Annotated in this window: 17 protein-coding genes and 1 other RNA gene; 11 read left to right on the forward strand and 7 right to left on the reverse strand. The window is 68.4% G+C overall.

Going from position 1 to position 17,326, the window contains the following annotated elements:
* The first annotated feature begins 20 nt into the window (after positions 1–20).
* A complete protein-coding gene (gene hisN / locus ACIHAX_RS09915; RefSeq protein WP_355077866.1) occupies positions 21–806 on the forward strand; it encodes a histidinol-phosphatase in 786 nt (261 codons plus the stop codon).
* A 21-nt stretch (positions 807–827) separates the two neighbouring features.
* Here the strand turns inward: hisN and ACIHAX_RS09920 are convergent, their stop codons facing one another.
* Positions 828–1,799 carry a hypothetical protein gene (locus ACIHAX_RS09920; RefSeq protein ID WP_397276848.1) on the reverse strand — a complete coding sequence of 324 codons (972 nt, stop codon included), beginning with the start codon at positions 1,797–1,799 and terminating at the stop codon, positions 828–830.
* Positions 1,800–1,986: 187 nt separating this feature from the next.
* Between ACIHAX_RS09920 and recQ the strand changes: the two genes are divergently transcribed.
* From recQ to ACIHAX_RS09945, 5 genes are all read left to right on the forward strand, one after another.
* Positions 1,987–3,870 (forward strand): DNA helicase RecQ, encoded by a 1,884-nt coding sequence (recQ, locus tag ACIHAX_RS09925; protein WP_397276850.1) that lies wholly within the window; start codon positions 1,987–1,989, stop codon positions 3,868–3,870.
* Between the two features lie 76 nt (positions 3,871–3,946).
* On the forward strand, positions 3,947–5,026 hold the full coding sequence (locus ACIHAX_RS09930; protein WP_397276852.1) for a metallophosphoesterase: 1,080 nt from the start codon (positions 3,947–3,949) through the stop codon (positions 5,024–5,026).
* A 67-nt stretch (positions 5,027–5,093) separates the two neighbouring features.
* Positions 5,094–5,336, forward strand: a complete 243-nt coding sequence (locus ACIHAX_RS09935) for a hypothetical protein (RefSeq protein WP_356960909.1) — start codon at positions 5,094–5,096, stop codon at positions 5,334–5,336.
* Positions 5,337–5,392: 56 nt separating this feature from the next.
* Positions 5,393–5,866, forward strand: coding sequence for an SsrA-binding protein SmpB (smpB, locus tag ACIHAX_RS09940; RefSeq protein ID WP_174186417.1), 474 nt, complete (start codon positions 5,393–5,395; stop codon positions 5,864–5,866).
* Positions 5,863–6,726, forward strand: a complete 864-nt coding sequence (locus tag ACIHAX_RS09945; RefSeq protein ID WP_397276854.1) for an EamA family transporter — start codon at positions 5,863–5,865, stop codon at positions 6,724–6,726. The genes smpB and ACIHAX_RS09945 overlap by 4 nt, the downstream gene beginning before the upstream one ends.
* A 133-nt stretch (positions 6,727–6,859) precedes the next feature.
* On the opposite strand, the gene ACIHAX_RS09950 is transcribed toward ACIHAX_RS09945, so the two are convergent.
* Complete coding sequence (locus ACIHAX_RS09950) at positions 6,860–8,119, reverse strand: ABC transporter substrate-binding protein (protein ID WP_364431577.1); 1,260 nt, start codon at positions 8,117–8,119, stop codon at positions 6,860–6,862.
* A 50-nt stretch (positions 8,120–8,169) separates the two neighbouring features.
* Positions 8,170–9,483: an ABC transporter substrate-binding protein gene (locus ACIHAX_RS09955; RefSeq protein WP_397276856.1), complete on the reverse strand. Its 1,314-nt coding sequence runs from the start codon at positions 9,481–9,483 to the stop codon at positions 8,170–8,172.
* 331 nt (positions 9,484–9,814) lie between these two features.
* On the opposite strand from ACIHAX_RS09955, the gene ssrA reads away from it, so the two are divergent.
* Positions 9,815–10,185: a transfer-messenger RNA gene (gene ssrA / locus ACIHAX_RS09960) on the forward strand.
* A gap of 38 nt (positions 10,186–10,223) precedes the next feature.
* Here the strand turns inward: ssrA and ACIHAX_RS09965 are convergent.
* Positions 10,224–11,156, reverse strand: a complete 933-nt coding sequence (locus ACIHAX_RS09965; protein ID WP_397276858.1) for a tyrosine-type recombinase/integrase — start codon at positions 11,154–11,156, stop codon at positions 10,224–10,226.
* A 57-nt stretch (positions 11,157–11,213) separates the two neighbouring features.
* Here ACIHAX_RS09965 and ACIHAX_RS09970 point away from each other — a divergent pair, with 57 nt between their 5' ends.
* Complete coding sequence (locus ACIHAX_RS09970) at positions 11,214–12,104, forward strand: phosphotransferase (protein ID WP_397276860.1); 891 nt, start codon at positions 11,214–11,216, stop codon at positions 12,102–12,104.
* Between the two features lie 388 nt (positions 12,105–12,492).
* Here ACIHAX_RS09970 and ACIHAX_RS09975 read toward each other — a convergent pair whose 3' ends face one another.
* Complete coding sequence (locus ACIHAX_RS09975; RefSeq protein WP_364431643.1) at positions 12,493–13,245, reverse strand: SDR family oxidoreductase; 753 nt, start codon at positions 13,243–13,245, stop codon at positions 12,493–12,495.
* Positions 13,246–13,346: 101 nt separating this feature from the next.
* Here ACIHAX_RS09975 and ACIHAX_RS09980 point away from each other — a divergent pair, with 101 nt between their 5' ends.
* A complete protein-coding gene (locus ACIHAX_RS09980; protein WP_397276863.1) occupies positions 13,347–14,234 on the forward strand; it encodes a helix-turn-helix transcriptional regulator in 888 nt (295 codons plus the stop codon).
* Between the two features lie 13 nt (positions 14,235–14,247).
* On the opposite strand, the gene ACIHAX_RS09985 is transcribed toward ACIHAX_RS09980, so the two are convergent.
* Complete coding sequence (locus ACIHAX_RS09985; RefSeq protein WP_397276865.1) at positions 14,248–15,153, reverse strand: EamA family transporter; 906 nt, start codon at positions 15,151–15,153, stop codon at positions 14,248–14,250.
* A gap of 206 nt (positions 15,154–15,359) precedes the next feature.
* On the opposite strand from ACIHAX_RS09985, the gene ACIHAX_RS09990 reads away from it, so the two are divergent.
* Positions 15,360–15,758: a hypothetical protein gene (locus ACIHAX_RS09990; RefSeq protein WP_397276867.1), complete on the forward strand. Its 399-nt coding sequence runs from the start codon at positions 15,360–15,362 to the stop codon at positions 15,756–15,758.
* A 73-nt stretch (positions 15,759–15,831) separates the two neighbouring features.
* A complete protein-coding gene (locus ACIHAX_RS09995) occupies positions 15,832–16,737 on the forward strand; it encodes a universal stress protein (protein ID WP_355077853.1) in 906 nt (301 codons plus the stop codon).
* A 3-nt stretch (positions 16,738–16,740) separates the two neighbouring features.
* Here the strand turns inward: ACIHAX_RS09995 and ACIHAX_RS10000 are convergent, their stop codons facing one another.
* Entirely contained in the window at positions 16,741–17,196 is a 456-nt protein-coding gene (locus ACIHAX_RS10000) for a hypothetical protein (RefSeq protein ID WP_356960941.1), read from the reverse strand.
* Between the last annotated feature and the right edge of the window lie 130 nt (positions 17,197–17,326).

Raw genomic sequence — 17,326 nt, forward strand, 5'->3', positions numbered from 1 at the left:
GGGCCGATAGGGTGCGGGGCGTGGCTGTGTACTCCTCCGACCTCGAACTCGCCCTGCGGCTGGCCGATACCGCCGACGAGATCACGCGGGCTCGCTTCGGTGCGCTCGATTTGAAGGTCGACGCGAAGCCGGACCTGACGCCGGTGTCGGATGCCGATCTGGCCGTCGAGCAGGCGATCCGGCAGGTGTTGTCCGAGGCGCGGCCGGACGACGCGGTGCTCGGTGAGGAATTCGGTGGCGCCGCCGAATTCAGCGGGAGGCAATGGGTGGTCGACCCGATCGACGGCACGAAGAACTTCGTGCGCGGAGTGCCCATCTGGGCGACGCTGATCGCCCTGCTGGAAGACGGTGAACCGGTCGTGGGCGTGGTGAGCGCGCCCGCTCTGGCACGGCGCTGGTGGGCAGCGGCGGGATCGGGGGCATGGTCTAGTTTCGAAGGGCGTGCCGCGCGAGCGATCTCGGTCTCCGCCGTGGGTGAGCTGGGTTCGGCCAGCCTGGCATTGTCCAGTCTTTCCGGCTGGCGCGACCGCGGCCTGCGCGAGCAGTTCATCACTCTGACCGACGATGTGTGGCGTGTGCGCGGCTACGGCGATTTCTTCAATTACTGCCTGCTCGCCGAGGGCGCCGTCGACATCGCCACCGAACCGGAGGTCTCCCTGTGGGACCTGGCCGCTCTGGACATCCTCGTCCGCGAAGCGGGCGGGCGTTTCTCCTCGCTGAACGGTGCACCCGGCCCGCACGGTGGCGACGCCATCGCCACCAACGGCCTGCTGCACGATGAGGTCCTCGACCGCCTGCGCGGCTGACCGCACTCGCGATGTTCGGAGCTAACCGGCCCGCCACGGGGTCGCCGGCGTGAGGTCGATCCCCGCCGGAGGACGCAGGCGGCGCAGCGTGCCGTCCATGCTGGTGACGAACAGCGCCCAGGAGTCCCCGTCACGGTCGATGCGCACCGACGTGGCGCCGTCCGGTGGGTTGCGCACCGGAGCGGGTTTGATCAGGCCCGTGATGATCGCGCACGTTGCGCCGGTCGCCGTATCCACCCGATAGACGGCGCCGAGTATGTGATCGGCCACGAACAGCGCCCCCGCCTTGGTGGCTTCCATATCGTCGGGCAGAGCTACCAGGTCCGGGATACCGGAGACGGTGGTGGGATGAGCCGGATCGTCCAGCCGGACGCGGAGGATCTGCAACGTCATGGTGTCGACGTAGACCGATTCGCCGTCCGCGGCCAGCGCGAGGCCGTTGGCGGGCGGCAGCACCGACCAATCCCGTTCGTACTCGCTGGTCGCCGGCCAGTAGCGGGAGATTCCGTTCGACCCGCCGAGGCCGATCGTGGTGAACAGCAGGCTGCCATCGGGAAGCAACAGCAGGCCGTTGGGCCCGTTCAGCCCGGTGAGCAGAACCTGCACGGCGCCGGTCTCGGTGTCGTAGCGCTGGAGTGTGCCCGGCGGTTCGCTGAGCCCGTCTCCGGTGAGGAAGTAGACGTAGCGTCCGGCGACGCGCACGCCCGCCGGGCGGTACAGGTTCGTGACCAGCTTCTCCAATCGTCCGGCCCGATCGACGTGCGCCAAGTAGCCGTCCATCAGACCGGTGACGTAGAAGCCGCCCCGCCCGTCGGAATCGAGATTCTCCAGATTGCCGACCCCTTCGACCACCGTCGTGGTCTCCCAGCCGTCCGAGCACCTGGAGGGGAATGTCTCCGCCCGCGCCGTCGGTATCGCCGCGGTGACTCCGGCAGTCACCGCGACGGCGCTCAGCACCGCGGCGCACGCCCGAATCCCTATCCGTTTTGCCATGAGCGACAACATAACAGCGCCGGATCCCGCGAGCAGGCCGGCGAACTTCGCTCGAGTGGAGAAAACGCGAGGTCGGCGCGCTGTGACGGAAAGCGAGGGTCTCGGTTGTCCACATGTGGACAACTCGGCGGCCCAACAGGGCGAACGCCGAACGGTGCGGGTACCGCCCCGCCCGTGCGCTCGTAGGATGGGCCGGGTGACTCCCCCCGATGATTTCGCTGCGGTAGCGACCGAAGCCGTGTCCGGATCGGACGCTGGATCCGTTGCGGCGCAAGAGGTTCTACGCCGAGTCTTCGGTTACGACAGCTTCCGCGGTGAGCAGCAGACGATCGTGCAGCGCGTGATCGATGGCGGCGACGCGCTCGTGCTCATGCCGACCGGCGGCGGCAAGTCGCTCTGCTATCAGATCCCCGCGCTGGTGCGTCCCGGCGTCGGTGTGGTGATCTCCCCGCTGATCGCCCTCATGCAGGACCAGGTGGACGCGCTCAGTGCGCTCGGCGTGCGCGCGGGCTTCCTCAACTCCACCCAGTACCCCGACGAGCGCCGGGCCGTCGAAGCGCAATTCGTCGCCGGCGAACTCGATCTGCTGTACCTGGCCCCGGAACGGTTGCGCCTCGACTCCACCGCGCAGCTGCTCGATCGCGGCAAGGTCGCGCTGTTCGCCATCGACGAGGCGCACTGCGTCTCCCAGTGGGGTCACGACTTCCGGCCCGACTACCTGGGCCTTTCGCTGCTGCACGAGCGCTGGCCGGACGTACCGCGGATCGCGCTGACCGCGACCGCCACCGAGAAGACCCGTGACGAGATCATCCAGCGCCTCGACCTCGGCGCCGCCCGCAGGTTCGTGTCCAGCTTCGACCGCCCCAATATCCAGTACCGGATCGAGCCGAAGAATCGTCCCGAGCGTCAGCTGCTGGAATTCATCCGCACCGAGCATGCCGGGGACGCGGGGATCGTCTACTGCCTGTCGCGCAACTCGGTGGAGAAGACCGCGGCGTTCCTTACCGAGAACGGCGTCACCGCCGTGCCCTACCACGCGGGCTTGGACAACCGCACCCGCGCGGAGAACCAGGCGCGTTTCCTGCGCGAAGACGGGTTGGTCGTCGTGGCGACCATCGCCTTCGGTATGGGCATCGACAAGCCCGACGTGCGCTTCGTCGCCCATCTCGACCTGCCGAAGTCGGTCGAGGGCTACTACCAGGAGACCGGGCGCGCGGGCCGCGACGGGCTGCCTTCTACCGCGTGGATGGTCTACGGCCTCAGCGACGTGGTGCAGCAGCGCAAATTGATCGACTCCTCCGAGGGCGACGCCGCCCACCGGCGCCAGCTCCAATTGCACCTGGACGCGATGCTCGCGCTGTGCGAGACGGTCGCCTGCCGGCGCACGCAGTTGCTCGCCTACTTCGGCGAGCCCGGTCTGCCTTGCGGCAACTGCGACACCTGCCTGTCGCCACCACAATCCTGGGACGGCACCGTGGCCGCGCAGAAGTTGCTGTCCACCGTGCTGCGGCTGAAGCGGGAACGCGGCCAGAGCTTCGGCGCGGGGCACATCGTGGACATCCTGCTCGGTAAGAAGAGTCCCAAAGTCCTGCAATACGACCACCACGAGTTGAAGGTCTTCGGGGTCGGCACCGACCTGCGTGACGTGGAGTGGCGTGGCGTGGTGCGGCAACTGCTCGCGCACGGGCTGCTGGCCGTTCACGGCGACTACGGCGTGCTGACGCTCACCGAGGCCAGCAGTGAGGTGCTGTTCGACGGACGACAGGTAGCGCTGCGCCGCGAGCCCGAACGCCAGGCCAAGCCCGCCCGGACCGCGAAGGCCGCCAAGGCGGCCTCCGTCGACCTGACGTCCACCGACCTGCCGCTGTTCGAGAAGTTGCGCGAATGGCGCGCGGCCACCGCGAAGGAACAGGGTGTTCCCGCCTACGTCGTCTTCCACGACGCCACGCTGCGCGAGATCGCGGCGCGCAAGCCCGCGAGCCTCGCCCAGCTCGGCGGCGTCAGCGGTGTCGGCGAGAACAAACTGGCGAAATACGGCGAACAGGTGCTCGAGGTGCTAGCCACCGGATGAACCGCTACCGTCACGCGGGTCACCGATGAGCGGGGACGGTTGCCGGGCAAGGCCGCCGAAAACTATGGAGGACAGCGTGAGCCGGAGCGACACGATCGGGCGCAGGGCGTTTCTGGCCGGTGCGGCCACCCTCGCGGCCGGGACCACGTTGGTCGGGCGCACGCCGGGTCATGCGGTACCCGTCGCCGAGGGTGTCACCAAGTTCCCCTTCCCGGACGAGCGCCGGGTGCGGGTGCTGGTGACCGGCGACGCGGGCACCGGCACCCGCGCTCAGTGGGCGGTCGCCGACGCCATGCGCGCGCTGCACGGCCGCGAACCGGTCTCGCTGGCATTGGGTCTCGGCGACAACATCTACGAGCACGGGCCCGACGGCGCGGCCGACGTCCAGTTCGCCGACAAGTTCGAAAATCCCAATGCCGGACTGGATTTCCCCTGGTTGATGGTGCTGGGCAACCACGACAACAGCTCGGTTCTCGGCGGTGACGGCGGCTGGCTGCTGCGCGGCAACGCCGAGGTGGAGTACCACGCGAACTCCCGGCGCTGGTGGATGCCGAGCCGCTACTACTCGGTGCGGATTCCGGAGCGCAACCCCGTCGTCGAGTTCTTCGTCCTCGACGTCAACCCGCTGGCGGCCTACGTGCCGCCGGTCTTCTCGCCGTACTGGGCGGTCGACGGCCAGTTCATGAACGAGCAGCGCGACTGGCTCGATCGCGCCCTCGCCGACTCGCCCGCCACGTGGAAGATCGCCTGCACCCACCACCCGTATCTGAACAACGGCCCGCACGGGGACGCGGGCCGCTACGAGGGTCTGTCGCTGGAGCCGATCAACGGCGTGCACGTGAAACGCTTCTTCGAAGACCACGTGATCGGACGGTGCCAGTTCATCCTGTCCGGGCACGACCACTCGCTGCAGGTGCTCGAACTCACGGCGGCGTCGAAGGGAACCAGGCAGGTCGTGTCCGGCGCGGCCGCGAAGACGGTCGGCGCGGAGCCGCGGCTCGCCGCGAGCGCGGGCCACGGTGCGCTGTACGAGAACTACCAGGAGCTGGGCTTCATGGTTCTCGAGCTCACCGAGGGCGGAGTCGACCTGGGCGTGCACACGGCCGACCTGGCGACCGGCGCGTCCGTCGAGGTGTTCCGGCGGCGTCTGGCCTGAGTTCCAACTATGTTGCGGCGTGCGAGAATTGCGGCGCGTCGCTCTCTCGGCGGCTACCGTTCTGGCTATGGCACCGGGTGATGGTTCCAGTGACGCGGGCGATGACATCTCCATCAGCTCGGTGGGGGGTGAGACGCCGGACACGCCGCCGTATGTGCGCGGCCGGACCGATCCGGCGGTCGAGAACGTATGGTTGCGCCGCAGTCCGCCGCCGCCGCGCCCTGGCGTACCGCGGATGTCGACGGTGGCGCTGCTCGTCGCGTTCCTCGCCGTGCTCACGCTCTACGTGGTGCTGCATCAGGGCGGTTAGCGCGTCCGCGACCTGCGGGAATAATCCGGTTGCCGGGTCACTTAAAGTGGACCGTTATGAAGGAGAAGGGGCGCAAGGTCATCGCGACCAACCGCCGGGCGCGGCACAACTACACGATCCTGGACGTCTACGAGGCCGGGATCGCGCTGGTCGGCACCGAGGTGAAGAGCCTGCGCGAGGGCAAGGCTTCACTGGTGGACGCCTTCGCGACGGTGGACAACGGCGAGGTGTGGCTGCGTGGGCTGCACATCCCCGAGTTCAGCCACGGCACCTGGACGAACCACGCGCCGCGCCGGGTGCGCAAGCTGCTGCTGCACAAGCGGGAGATCGAGCGGCTGGTCGGTAAGTCGCGGGAGGGCAACCAGACGCTGGTGCCGCTGTCGATGTATTTCTCCGACGGCAAGGTGAAGGTCGAGCTGGCGCTGGCCAAGGGCAAGCAGGACTACGACAAGCGGCAGGACCTGGCCCGGCGCACCGCCGAGCGAGAGGTCACCCGTGAACTCGGACGGCGGGTCAAAGGCATGAGGTGACCGCCGTCCTGCTCGCGCTGGCGGCCGCGGTGGGCTACGGCGTGAGCGATTTCTACGGCGGTGTGGCGTCGCGGCGGGTGACCGCGCTGCGTGTGGTCATCTATTCCTATCCGTTCTCGGTGCTGCTGGTCCTCGTGGCGCTCCCGCTCGTGCCCGGGAGCCCGGACGCGGCGTCGTTGTGGTGGGGCGCGGCGGCGGGCCTGGCGAGCGGCGTCGCGGTGTGGTGGTTCTATGCCGCGCTGGCCAGCGGTCCGATGGCGGTCGTGTCACCGCTGACGGCGGTGCTGGTCGCGGGCATTCCGGTACTCGCCGGTCTGGCGACCGGCGAGCGTCCCGGCCCGCTGGCCTTCGCCGGCATCGTATTCGCCCTGGTCGCCGTGCTCTTGGTGAGCCGGGAGTCGCCGGACGACGTGACGGAGGAGATCACCGGCGGCCGCGAACTACGGTTCACCCGCAAGGTCGCCGCGCTGACCATCGGGTCCGGCGCCGCGTACGGTCTTGCCTTCGTGTTCTTCCACGAGACCTCCGCGGACTCCGGACTGTGGCCCCTGCTCATGCAGCGGATCGCCGCCACCGCGGTGGTCTGGCTGACCGCGTTTGCCGCCAGGGACTTCGGGCGGTTGCGCGGCGAACCGCTGCGGCTGGCCTGCTATATCAGCGCGCTGGACGTGATCAGCAACGCGGCGCTGCTGTACGCCTTCCACGGATCGCTGTTGTCGCTGGTGAGCGTGATCGGCTCGCTGTATCCGGCGGTGACCGTGCTGCTGGCGATGGTTCTGCTCGGCGAGCGGGTGCACCGGCAGCAGCTGATCGGTTTGATCCTCGCGCTGGCCGCGGTCGCGCTCATCGCCGCGGCCTGAAGGTCACGCGCCCGCTCGGACGCGGTGCGGGCCGGGCACTCGGTGACGGGTCCGCCGCCCGAGTGCCGAAAACGCGGTCCGGGTCCGCGCGTACCCGGACCGACGCGTCATCGACGCACGCCGATCGCGCGGATCACCGCGTGCACGGTTCGTGCATCGAGATCCGCTTCAGCGTGGGACTGCGATAGTCGGCCACCACGGTGCGCGACCCCAGCGCAGTGGACGGGTCGGGCACGTTGACCACCGCGCGCTGCGCCGCGACATCGGGTTCGTCACGCCCGTAGATCTGCGGCGCCGCCATTCCCTCGGAGTCGACCGTGAGCCCGGCAAGGGCCTTGCGCAGTGTCGGCCGGTCCATGCCGCCGGTCTCGGCTGCCTTGGTGAGCAGCGCCTTCAGCGGATACGAGATCGCCCAGCCCAGGTTGTAGCCGAAGTTCGTCGGTTCGCTCGGCGCGGCGTTCCTGGCGCGCTGGGCTCCGGTGCTCGCGCCGTCCCAGCCGTCGAACGGAGAGGTGTAGTTGTACAGCGCCGTGAGCGCGGGTGCGGCCGGTGTCTTGAGCAGCGCGCTGTTCCAGGTCGGGGTGGACCCGAGGAATCGGCCCGTGTAACCGGATTTCGCCAGCTTGCCGACGATTTCGGCGGTTTCGGCCGGGCCGGTGGCCAAGAGGACCACATCCGGCGGGTCGGCCAACAGCTCGGCGACCGGGTAGTCCTGTGTGCCGACTTCGGTGTTGGGTCCGGTGTCGATCCGCTCGGTGATCGTCGCGCCGTTGTCCAATGCCCACTTCAGCGCCCCGCTGGCGTAGTCGCCGCCGTAGTTGCCGCGGTAGGCGACCACGCCGAGCGTGCGTGGCTGATAGAAGTTCTGCGCGAACCAATCCAGGCCGAGCACGGCTTCCGTGCAGTACGAGAAACCGTCGTCGAGCACCAGATCGCGGTCGGTGCCGCGGTACTGCCAACCCGACCAGAGTGTGCCTGCCCCGGTCACCAGGTCCGCCTCGTCCATCTCGTGCAGCACGGCGAGCGTCTGCGCGGTCCCGAAACTCATCGCGAGCGCCAGCACATGCGGCGCTATGTTCTCGAATTCCGTGACGTGCCTGCGCGGATCGTAGGCCGTGTCGCGCGTGTAGGTGGTGATGTCGACCTCGTAGCCGCCGATGCCGCCCTGCTTGTTCACCTCGTTCCAGAACGCGACTTGACCGTCCTGCAAGGACTTTCCTAGAGGAGCGAAGGGGCCGTTGTTCAGGTCCGACAGAACGCCGAGATAGATACAGCCCTTGTCACGCTGGATCGCGTGGGGGCAGGCTTCGCGGGTGACGCCTGGTGCGGCGGCGGGCGACGAGGCCGAACAGCCGCCGGTCAGGACGAGCCCGAGCGTGAGGGGAGCGGCCACGAGACGAAGTAGCCGACGAAAAGTATGAGGAAAAGGCATTTCTTGCTCGCTTACGGCTGCACGCAGGGCTCGTTGAGGGTGATGCGGTCCTGAGTCGGGCCGTGATAGTCGGTCGCCAGCGTCCTCGCGCCCAGCGGCGCGGTCTGATCAGGCACTTCGATCACGGCGCGCTGCCGGGTGAGGTCCGGCTTGACCGCGCCGTAGGTGTGTTCCGGAATCGCGCCCTCGTAGTCGACGCGCAGGCCGTGCACGGCTTGACGGACACCCTTGCGGGTCAGCTTGCCTTCGTTGACCGCCCGGGTGAGCAGCGCCTTCATCGGATAGGAGAACATCCAGCCCGCGCTGTAACCCCAGGTGGAGGGTTCTCGGGTCGCCGAGGCCCTGGCCCTCTTGGCGCCCGCGCTGGTTCCGTCCCAGCCGTCCAGCGGTGAGGTCATGTTGTAGCGAGCGGTGATCGCCGAGGCCGCAGGACTTTTCAGCAGGCCGCCGTTCCACGTCGGGCCCGAGCCGAGGAACCTGCCAGGGAAACCGGCCAGTGCCGCCTTGCCCATGATCTCGCCCGCTTCCGCGGGCCCTGTGGCAAGGAGCACGAGATCCGCTCTGGTATTGAGGATCTTCGCGACCGCCGCGTCTTGGTTGCCGATCTGGGTGTTCGGCTCGGTGTCTATCTGCGCCACCAGGTCGACCCGATTGGCCGACGCCCATTTCTTGGCGCCGGTGGCGTAGTCGCCGCCGTAGTCGCCCTGGTAGCTGACGGTGGCGATCGAACTCGGCTTGGCTTCGTGCTCGGCGATCCAGTCCAGGGCGATGATCGCCTCGGAGCAGTAGGAGTAGCCGGACTCCAGCAGCAGACCCTTGTCGCTGTTCTCGAATTGCCAACCCGACCACAGGGTTCCGGCAATGGCGACCATGTTTGCCGCGTCCATCTCGGGAAGTACCTTCTGCGTCTGCACCGTGCCCAAACTCATCGAGAGCGCGAGGACATGCGGCTCGATCCGCCGGTAGGCCTCGGCATGTTTCTGCAGATCGTAGTTCGTATCCTCGGTGTACGTGGCGATGTCCACCTCGTACTTGCCGCCGATCCCGCCCGCTTCGTTCACCGCCTTCCAGAACGCCAACTGGCCGTTGTTGATGTCCTTGCCCAGCGCGGCGAACGGCCCACTCGTCAGATCGGACAGCACGCCGAGATAGATACACCCTTTGTGGGAGTCCACCGCGTTCGGACACGGGTCGGCGGTGACTCCGGGTTCGATGGCTCCGGTCGGCTCGCCACGCAGGACGGAACATCCGGTCAGGACGAGCCCGGCGATGACGGTGAGGGCGGACAGGCGCAGCAACCTGTCCCGAATGGTGCGAACTGCCAAAGTGTTTCCTTAGTCTGAAATCGAGATCCGCTGCTCAGAGCCGATCGTACGGCTCGTGCAGTGTAAGTCGGGTTCGTCGTCGGACCTCGAGAATCGACTACCAGCATCCGGGAAGGGCGAGGCGAGGTGCTCGCCGGAGCGGGTGACTCGAGATCCGGTCGCGGGGCGCTCGGCGCATATGCTCGCGGCGCGCCCTCGTGGGTCGGCGTCCACCTCCGGGCCGCGTCCGTAGATCGCCTTCGGGTGTGGCGACCGCCACCGCCGGATATCGGGATGATCCGCGCTTTCCCCGGTGTTAACATGAACAGCCCGGCAAGGTGCTGGGGCGTACGGGGCTGAACGGTTTCGACTGCGTACGTAGATTTAGGGGAAGCGTGTCGGTGCAGGCAAGAGACCACCGTAAGCGTCGTTGCAACCAATTAAGCGCCGATTCCAATCAGCGCGAGTACGCTCTCGCTGCCTGATCAGCAGAGCGTCTCTGTCGGCCCGGGGCATGCCCTCGGCTCCGGTGCCGGCATCAGCTAGAGGGCTAACCGTCCTACTCGGTCGCGGAGTAGGGCGGGACATCGAACAGCGGCTGGGATCGTCATCCGGGCTTGTTCGCGGGACCCGGAGATCCGAGTAGAGACACAGCGAACTGCACACGGAGAAGCCCTGAAGACGCGGCGGAGGACCCGGGTTCGATTCCCGGCAGCTCCACGATAAGGCCCCTCACTTGCACCGCAGGTGAGGGGCCTTTTTCATACCGCTACGCTGGTGTCTTCCGGGGCCGTGCCCACAATGTGCCCACACTTCTGGGCGGCAGCACGTAGACCTTCGCTCATCCGATCGGCCACGTCGTCGAGATCGTCCTCGAACAGGTGCCCGTAGTTGTCGAGCGTCATCGTGGCTGTCTTGTGCCCGAGCTGCCGTTGCACCGTCTTCACGTGCGCGCCGCTGGCGATCATCAGCGACGCGGCGGTGTGCCTGAGCTGATGCGCAGTCACTCGGGGAACGTCGCCGGGCCGGTCGGGTTGCCGTCGTCGTCGTGCGGTATCGACGCCTTGATACAGCGCCGTGTGTACAAGACGTTGTCGGCAGAGTCGATGCCTCGGTGGTGTTGGCCACCTCTCGGGCTGATCGTCACCCCAGTGGCACTCAACCCCTTCGCCACCGTTCGCTTGGCCATGTGGTGCTCCGCCTTCAGCCGAGCCATCGACACACCGGCCTCGTACTTGGACTCGATCTCGGCAGCCTCTTTGGGTGTGAGGTGCTTCTTCCGACCGCCGGGTGTCCGCGGTTTCGGTGGCTCCAGACTGCGCGGTCCATGGAGAGCATGGGCCTTGCTCGTTCCGCTGGGTGTCTTGTGGGGGTGCAACCCCCACACCCGCCCGGTGTCGCTCCTTGTGATTGTTGCGCCACTGTGCGGCGCGTTCTCGCCTTCGCCACTTCGCGGTGCTCGCACATCGCTTCACCTTCTGGCGTAAGTCGCGGCAGTTGGGCGGCGGCATCGTGCTGCGGGGCACGGGGACCGTTTTCGGTGCATGGGCGGGATGTGGGAGCTGTCGAACGGGGTAATTCGGGCGAATCGGTCGGATTCTGTTTGGTTGCTGAGCGCGGTGGAATCTCTCGGGTAATGTCCATTGACCAGGGAAAATGGGGTGTTTGCCCCCCGGTATCTGGATGGCTGCCATGAGGCTCGAGAGCGAGATGCGGTGCTACTCCCCCCGGGGCGGTTGCGGGGGGTCGACATGACCGCGGATGTCGCGGGCAACGGCATGCGGTCGATTCTGCGTGCCGCCTGTGTGAGCGTCGGTATCGATGCGAGCGATGCCGAGCCCGTGGGCGCGCAGGGGGTCTATCGGTTGCGCGACGGAATCGTCGTGCGGATCGGCGGGCGGCAACAGAAGCTGGCGACTTCGCGGGAAGTCGCCGTGTCTCGATGGCTGGAGACCTGTGGGGTGTCGGCGACGCGGGTCGTCCCGGATATCCCGCAGCCGGTCGTGGTCGACGGCCGACCGGTGACCTTTTGGCAGGAGTTGCCGCCGCATCACTCCGGCACGCCCGGCGAGGTCGGCAAGGCGCTGGGAGAGTTGCATCGGCTGCCGCTGCCCGGTTTCGAGCTGCGCCGGATGGCGCCCCTGGCTCGGGTGGAGGAGGACATCGCCGCCGCCCAGACGGTGACCGAGGACGACCGGCGCTGGTTGGGCAAACATCTGGACGAGTTGCGCGGCCGCTGGAAGGCGCTGCCGCGGGGTCTGCCGTGGTCGGTGGTGCAGGGCGCGGGCTCGGGCGACGGCGTGGTGGTCGGCGACGACGGCGACGCGATCCTGGTCGGATTGGAACGGGCTGTGATCGGCCCACCGGAGTGGGACCTGGTGCACATGGCGATCGAGTGCTGGACCGCCAAAAAGATCACCGCCTCGGAGTACGCCGAGTTCTGTACCGGATACGGCCGGGATGTGATGCGGTGGGACGGCTTCTACCTGCTGCGCGACATCCAGGAGTTCCGGATGGCCTTGCAGTCGTTGCGGGCTGCCGCCGTCGACCCGAGCCATCAGCGGTTGGCGCTGCGCCGCCTCGCATACATCCGCGGTGACGAGGGCATGCGACCGTGGCCCGAGTGGGCGGACACCGACTAGTCTGCCGCGACATCCCGGTGCGCCTGCTGGGTACGACAGTGCGTCGTCCGCAGCAATCGCGAGAGCGGTCAGGGCAGCTTCGTATAGCGGTGGGCGGGAACCAGGACCGGATCAGTGGGGCCAGGAGCCGCGTGGGTGAAGACGCCTTCGCCGGTCCAGCCCTGGTTCGTAGGGAAGGCGGCGGGCGCGGGTGTCGCCGACGCGCTCGGCCGCGGACTCGAACGAGTCGCGCGGACGCACGGCCGGGATGTCGGGGACGTCGGCCCGATGTGCGTCGCGCCAGCCGAGGTATCCCATCTCGGCGGCCGCCGAGGCGTCCTCGGGCCTGGCGCGGCGCCGGGGCAGTGTCGGTCATCCGCCAGGGTGGTAGCGGCGAACGCGTCGGCGATCAGCCCTGCTGGGTCGGGACGACGACGATCTCGGCGATGTTGACGTGCCGGGGTACGTCGACGGCGTAGGCGATCGCGTCCGCGATATCGCCGGGTTCCAGGATCTCGATCGCCGTGCGCCACTGCGCCAGGCCGGAGCGCTGTTGCTCGTCCTGCATCCCGTCGCCGAGTTCGGTGCCGACGAAGCCCGGTTCGATGTTCTTGATCCGGACGCCGCGCGGCCCGAACTCGGCGCGCAGGTTGCGGGTCAGGTGTGCGACCGCCGCCTTGGTGGCGGTGTAGACGGCGTAGTTGGGGAAGACCGTGTGCCCGCCGATCGAGCCGACCAGCACCAGATCGGCGCGCTTGCCGTCGGTCGCGGCCGCGAGCAGGTCATCGATGAACGCTCGTCCGGTGTAGAGCAGCCCGGTGACGTTGGTGCCGACCATCTGGTCCCACTCGTCGGTGAGGGCGGACTCGAACGGCGCGGCGAGCATGACGCCCGCGTTCGCGACGACGAGGTCCACGGGCCCGAACGCCGCACGCACCGTGGCGGCGGCATCGCGCACGGACTGCTGATCGCCGACGTCGGCGACGACCGGGAGGGCGTCCGCGCCGAGTTCGGCGGCGAGTTCTTCGATGCGATCCTTGCGCCTGCCCAGCAGGGCGACCTTGGCGCCGCTCCGCGCGAGCCGCCGTGCGGTGGCGGCGCCGATTCCACTCGATGCTCCGGTGACGACCGCGACGCGGCCGGTGAGGTTGTCGTTCGTCATGTCCACTACTTTCCGGCCCTTCGCGTGCGCCTGACAGGCTGCGGACTTCCTGGTAGTCGCGGGGCCACCCAGGAGCGGCGCCCCTGACCTACGCTCGGGTCATGGACTCCGACAATCGACTGGGCGCCTTCCTACGCGCGCGCCGCGAATTGGTGCGACCGGAGGATTTCGGGTTGCCGGGCGGCGGCCAGCGGCGGGTCGCCGGTCTGCGCCGGGAGGAGATCGCGCTGCTCGCCGGGGTGAGCGCCGACTATTACGTGCGACTGGAGCAAGGGCGCGACCGGCATCCTTCCGAACAGGTCATCGCGTCGCTCGCGCGGGTGTTCGCGCTGGACGAGGAGGGCACGGCGCACCTGCGGGAACTGGCCAGGCCGACGGCCAGACGGCCGAGAGCGCCGCGGCGGCCCGAACGTGTGGCGCCCGGCTTGCTGCGCCTGATGAACGCGTGGCCGCACACGCCGGCGCTGGTGCTGGGCAGGTACCTGGACGTCCTGGCGGCGAATCCCTTGGCCGCGGCCGTCAACTCGTGTTCGGTTCCGGGAGTGAATCAGGTGCGCATGGTCTTCCTCGATCCGGAGGCGCGCGACGTCTACCTGGATTGGCCGACCATCGCGGCCGACACCGTCGCCAGCCTGCGGGCGACCGCGGGCGCGGACCTGGACGACCCGCGATTGACCGAGCTGGTCGGCGAGTTGTCGCTGAAGAGCGAGGAGTTCCGGCAGCTGTGGGCCCGCCATGACGTCCGGGCGAAGACCGGGGGCGTCAAGAAATTTCGCAACCCCATGGTCGGGGACCTGACCTTGTCCTACGAGACATTCAGCGTGAACGGCGCGCCGGGCCGGATACTCATCGCCTACCACGCGGAGCCGGGATCGCCCTCGGAGCGATCTCTGGCACTGCTCGGCAGTTTGATCGCCGACAACCCGGGGACGGCAGATGATGCGCAGCGTCCCGCCGGTCAGCCGGACGTGACGCGGCAAGCGCGCTGAGCGGCCGGAGCCGTCAATCCTTCGCTTCGGTCCGCGTCGCCCCCGCCGACGCAGCTACCACACACGCGACGCCCGCCCACTGTCCGAGATTCATGATCTGACCGAGGACGACCAAACCCGCGATCGCCGCGACAGCTGGCTCCAGACTCATCAGCACACCGAAGACGCGGGGCGGGATCCGCCGCAGCGCTTCCAGCTCCACCGAATACGGAAGCACCGACGACAGCAACGCCACCGCGAATCCGGCGGCGAGCACGCCGGGCTGCAACAGCGCGGCGCCCGCGTCGATGACACCGACCGGCAGCATGACCAGGCCGCCGAACGCCATGGCCAGTGCCAGACCGCCGCCGCCGCTGGTCTGTTCGCCGAGTGCGGCGCTCAGCAGGATGTAGCCTGCCCAGCACGCCGCCGCGGCCAGCGCGAACAGCACTCCGGCCCAGTTCACGTCGCCATCGGACCGGGTCAGCAGCAGCACTCCCGCCCCGGCGAGCATCGCCCACAGCGGGTCGATCCAGCGCCGCGATCCGGCCAGCGCGACGCTCAGCGGTCCGAGGAACTCGATGGTCACCGCCATGCCGAGCGGAATCCTATCGATCGCTTCGTAGAACGAGAGGTTCATCAGCGCGAGCACCGCGCCGTAGCCGAGGACGACCGGCAGCGCGCCGCGTGCCACCCGCAGCGACGAGCGCCAGATCACCAGCAGGACGATCCCGGCGAAGACCAGCCGCAGCGTGACCGCACCGGCCGCTCCGGTCGCCGCGAACAGTTGCTTCGCCACCGCCGCGCCCACTTGCACGCTGACGATGCCCGCCAGCACCAGCGCCGTCGGCGGTACGCCACCGAGCCCCTGAGCGGCGACCGAACGCCGGACCGAGACCGTCCTCGCCCCGCGCGCCCTCCGCTCGAAGTCGATCGCCACCACGCCGCACCTCCGTTGTCTCGGGAAGACCTCCGGACACCCAACCACGCCGGGGCGACACGACCGTCAGGCGGTGCGGGCCCCATCGAGATTCCGCGGTTTGCCCCCGTCGAAGCCGTGGGGGAGTGAGTATCTAGTTATCGCGCCGGTGCGCGGCCGGCGTCCGTTCGACGAAGAGCGACTCACGACCGATAGGACCACTCCGCATGCGAAAAGGAGTTGCCGCGATAGCGGCGGCGATCGGAACCGGCGCGGCAGTCGCGCTGGCTTGCCCACCCCCGGCCGGAGCCACGGTGACCCAGGTGGGGATGTATCCCGGCATCAATTTCGGCTTGGCGACGAACTACGGAACAGGCTGCACCTACACCGCGCGAGCGACGGTGACCGACATCGTCACACCGGTGACGTTCTACGACAACGGCATCCCGTTCGGCGTGGTCCGCCCGTCGGGCGGCGTCGCACTGATCGACTGGGTGCCCGCGACACCGGGGCCGCACACCGTCAGCGCGGTACAAGAGCCGTACGCACCGTATGTGGCGGGAATCGACCTGCGGGTCGGTGAAGGCGTCCACCTGGGGTACGCGTGCGTCGTCCTCGGCGGTTGACGGGTCCGCCGCGCCGGTAGTGTCGAAATCGGCGGTGCTGAGCTCGATCTTTTCGTCGGGAAAGGAAGTGAGCATGCGAAGCAACGGGCCGATCGTGGTCGGTGTGGACGGGTCCGCCGGATCGGCGGCGGCGGTCGCGTGGGGAGCGCAGGCGGCCGCGCAGCATCGGGCGCCGCTGTGTCTGGTGCACGTGCTGGATCCGGTCGCCGACTACGGGCCCGGCGTCACCGAACCGCTCACCAGCACCGACTACGCCCGATTGGAGGGGCACGGTCGCTGGGTGCTGGACACCGCGACCGAGGAGGCGCTCATCGCGGTCCGGGCGTTGCACGACATCGAGATCACCACCGAGTTGGTGTACGAGCCGGTCGGTCCGGCGCTGCTGGACCGTACCCGCGGAGCGCGGATGATGGTGGTCGGAACCCGGGAACGCGGGACCGTCCGGCGCGCTCTGCTCGGGTCGGTGAGCGCGGCGCTGGCCCGCCGGGCGCGCTGCCCGCTGGTCGTGGTCCGGGAGGGCGCGCCGCTCAGCCCGGAGGCCAGGAAGCAGCTGATCGTGGTCGGGGTGGACGGTACGGAGGTCAGTGAACCCGCCATCGAAGCGGCACTGCACGAGGCCTCGGCGCGGGATGTGCCGCTGCTGGCACTGCACGTGTGGACCGGCGTCGAATTGCCGTCGGCGAGGGCGGAGCTCGCGGGTGACACCGAAAAGCAGATCGTGCTCGCGGAGAGCCTCGCCGGATGGCAGGAGCGCTTTCCGGACGTCGAGATCCGGCGCGAGATCGTGACCGATCGGCCCGAGCGCTGTCTGCTCGAACGCTCCGAGCGAGCCCAGTTGCTCGTGGTCGGTAGCCGGGGCCGAGGTGGGTTCGCAGGCATGCTGCTCGGCTCGACCAGTCAGGCGCTGCTGCTGTCGGTGGCGTGCCCGATCATGATCGTCCGCGACCTGTCGATGGTGGTCCGCCACCTGCCCGACTGAGCGTTACGCTCCGGTCGTCGAACCCGGCCGGACGATCATCAGAACGGTGACCGCCGCCCACAGCAGGTTGAACACCCCGGTGTCCATGGCGAGACGGCGGATCAGCGTCGGTGTCGTCCCGGTGAGGTCTGCCAGGATCTTCTGCTGTCCCGGCAGCACGAGCAGTGCGAGCACACCCGCCGCGGCGGCCGTTAACCCGATCGACACCATCAGCCATGCGTCGCTGAGCACGCCGAGACTCAGCGCGGTGAGCAGACCGAAGGCCGGGACGAGCACGCCGAGCAGAGCGTAGACCCGGCAGATGCGATGCAACGTGCCGAGGACGGCGGGGCTGTGCTCGGCTCCGGATGGGGCGAGGGCGCGGCGGGTGGTGGCGGGAAACATGCTGGCAGCCACCGTCACAGGTCCGACGGCGATGATCACGGCGAGCACGTGGACCGAGAGCAGGAACTTCGTCACGGCGGTCGACACTAGTAAGCGCGGCGCGTACGAGAAATTGGCGAAAGTGCCATATAGCGATTGATTCTCGCCATTAGCCTTGAACTGCCCACTCCTCCCAGGGCGCACTAGATCGGCATTGGCTGAAATC

The organism is Nocardia sp. NPDC051929, assembly GCF_044548645.1.
Classification (GTDB): domain Bacteria; phylum Actinomycetota; class Actinomycetes; order Mycobacteriales; family Mycobacteriaceae; genus Nocardia; species Nocardia sichangensis.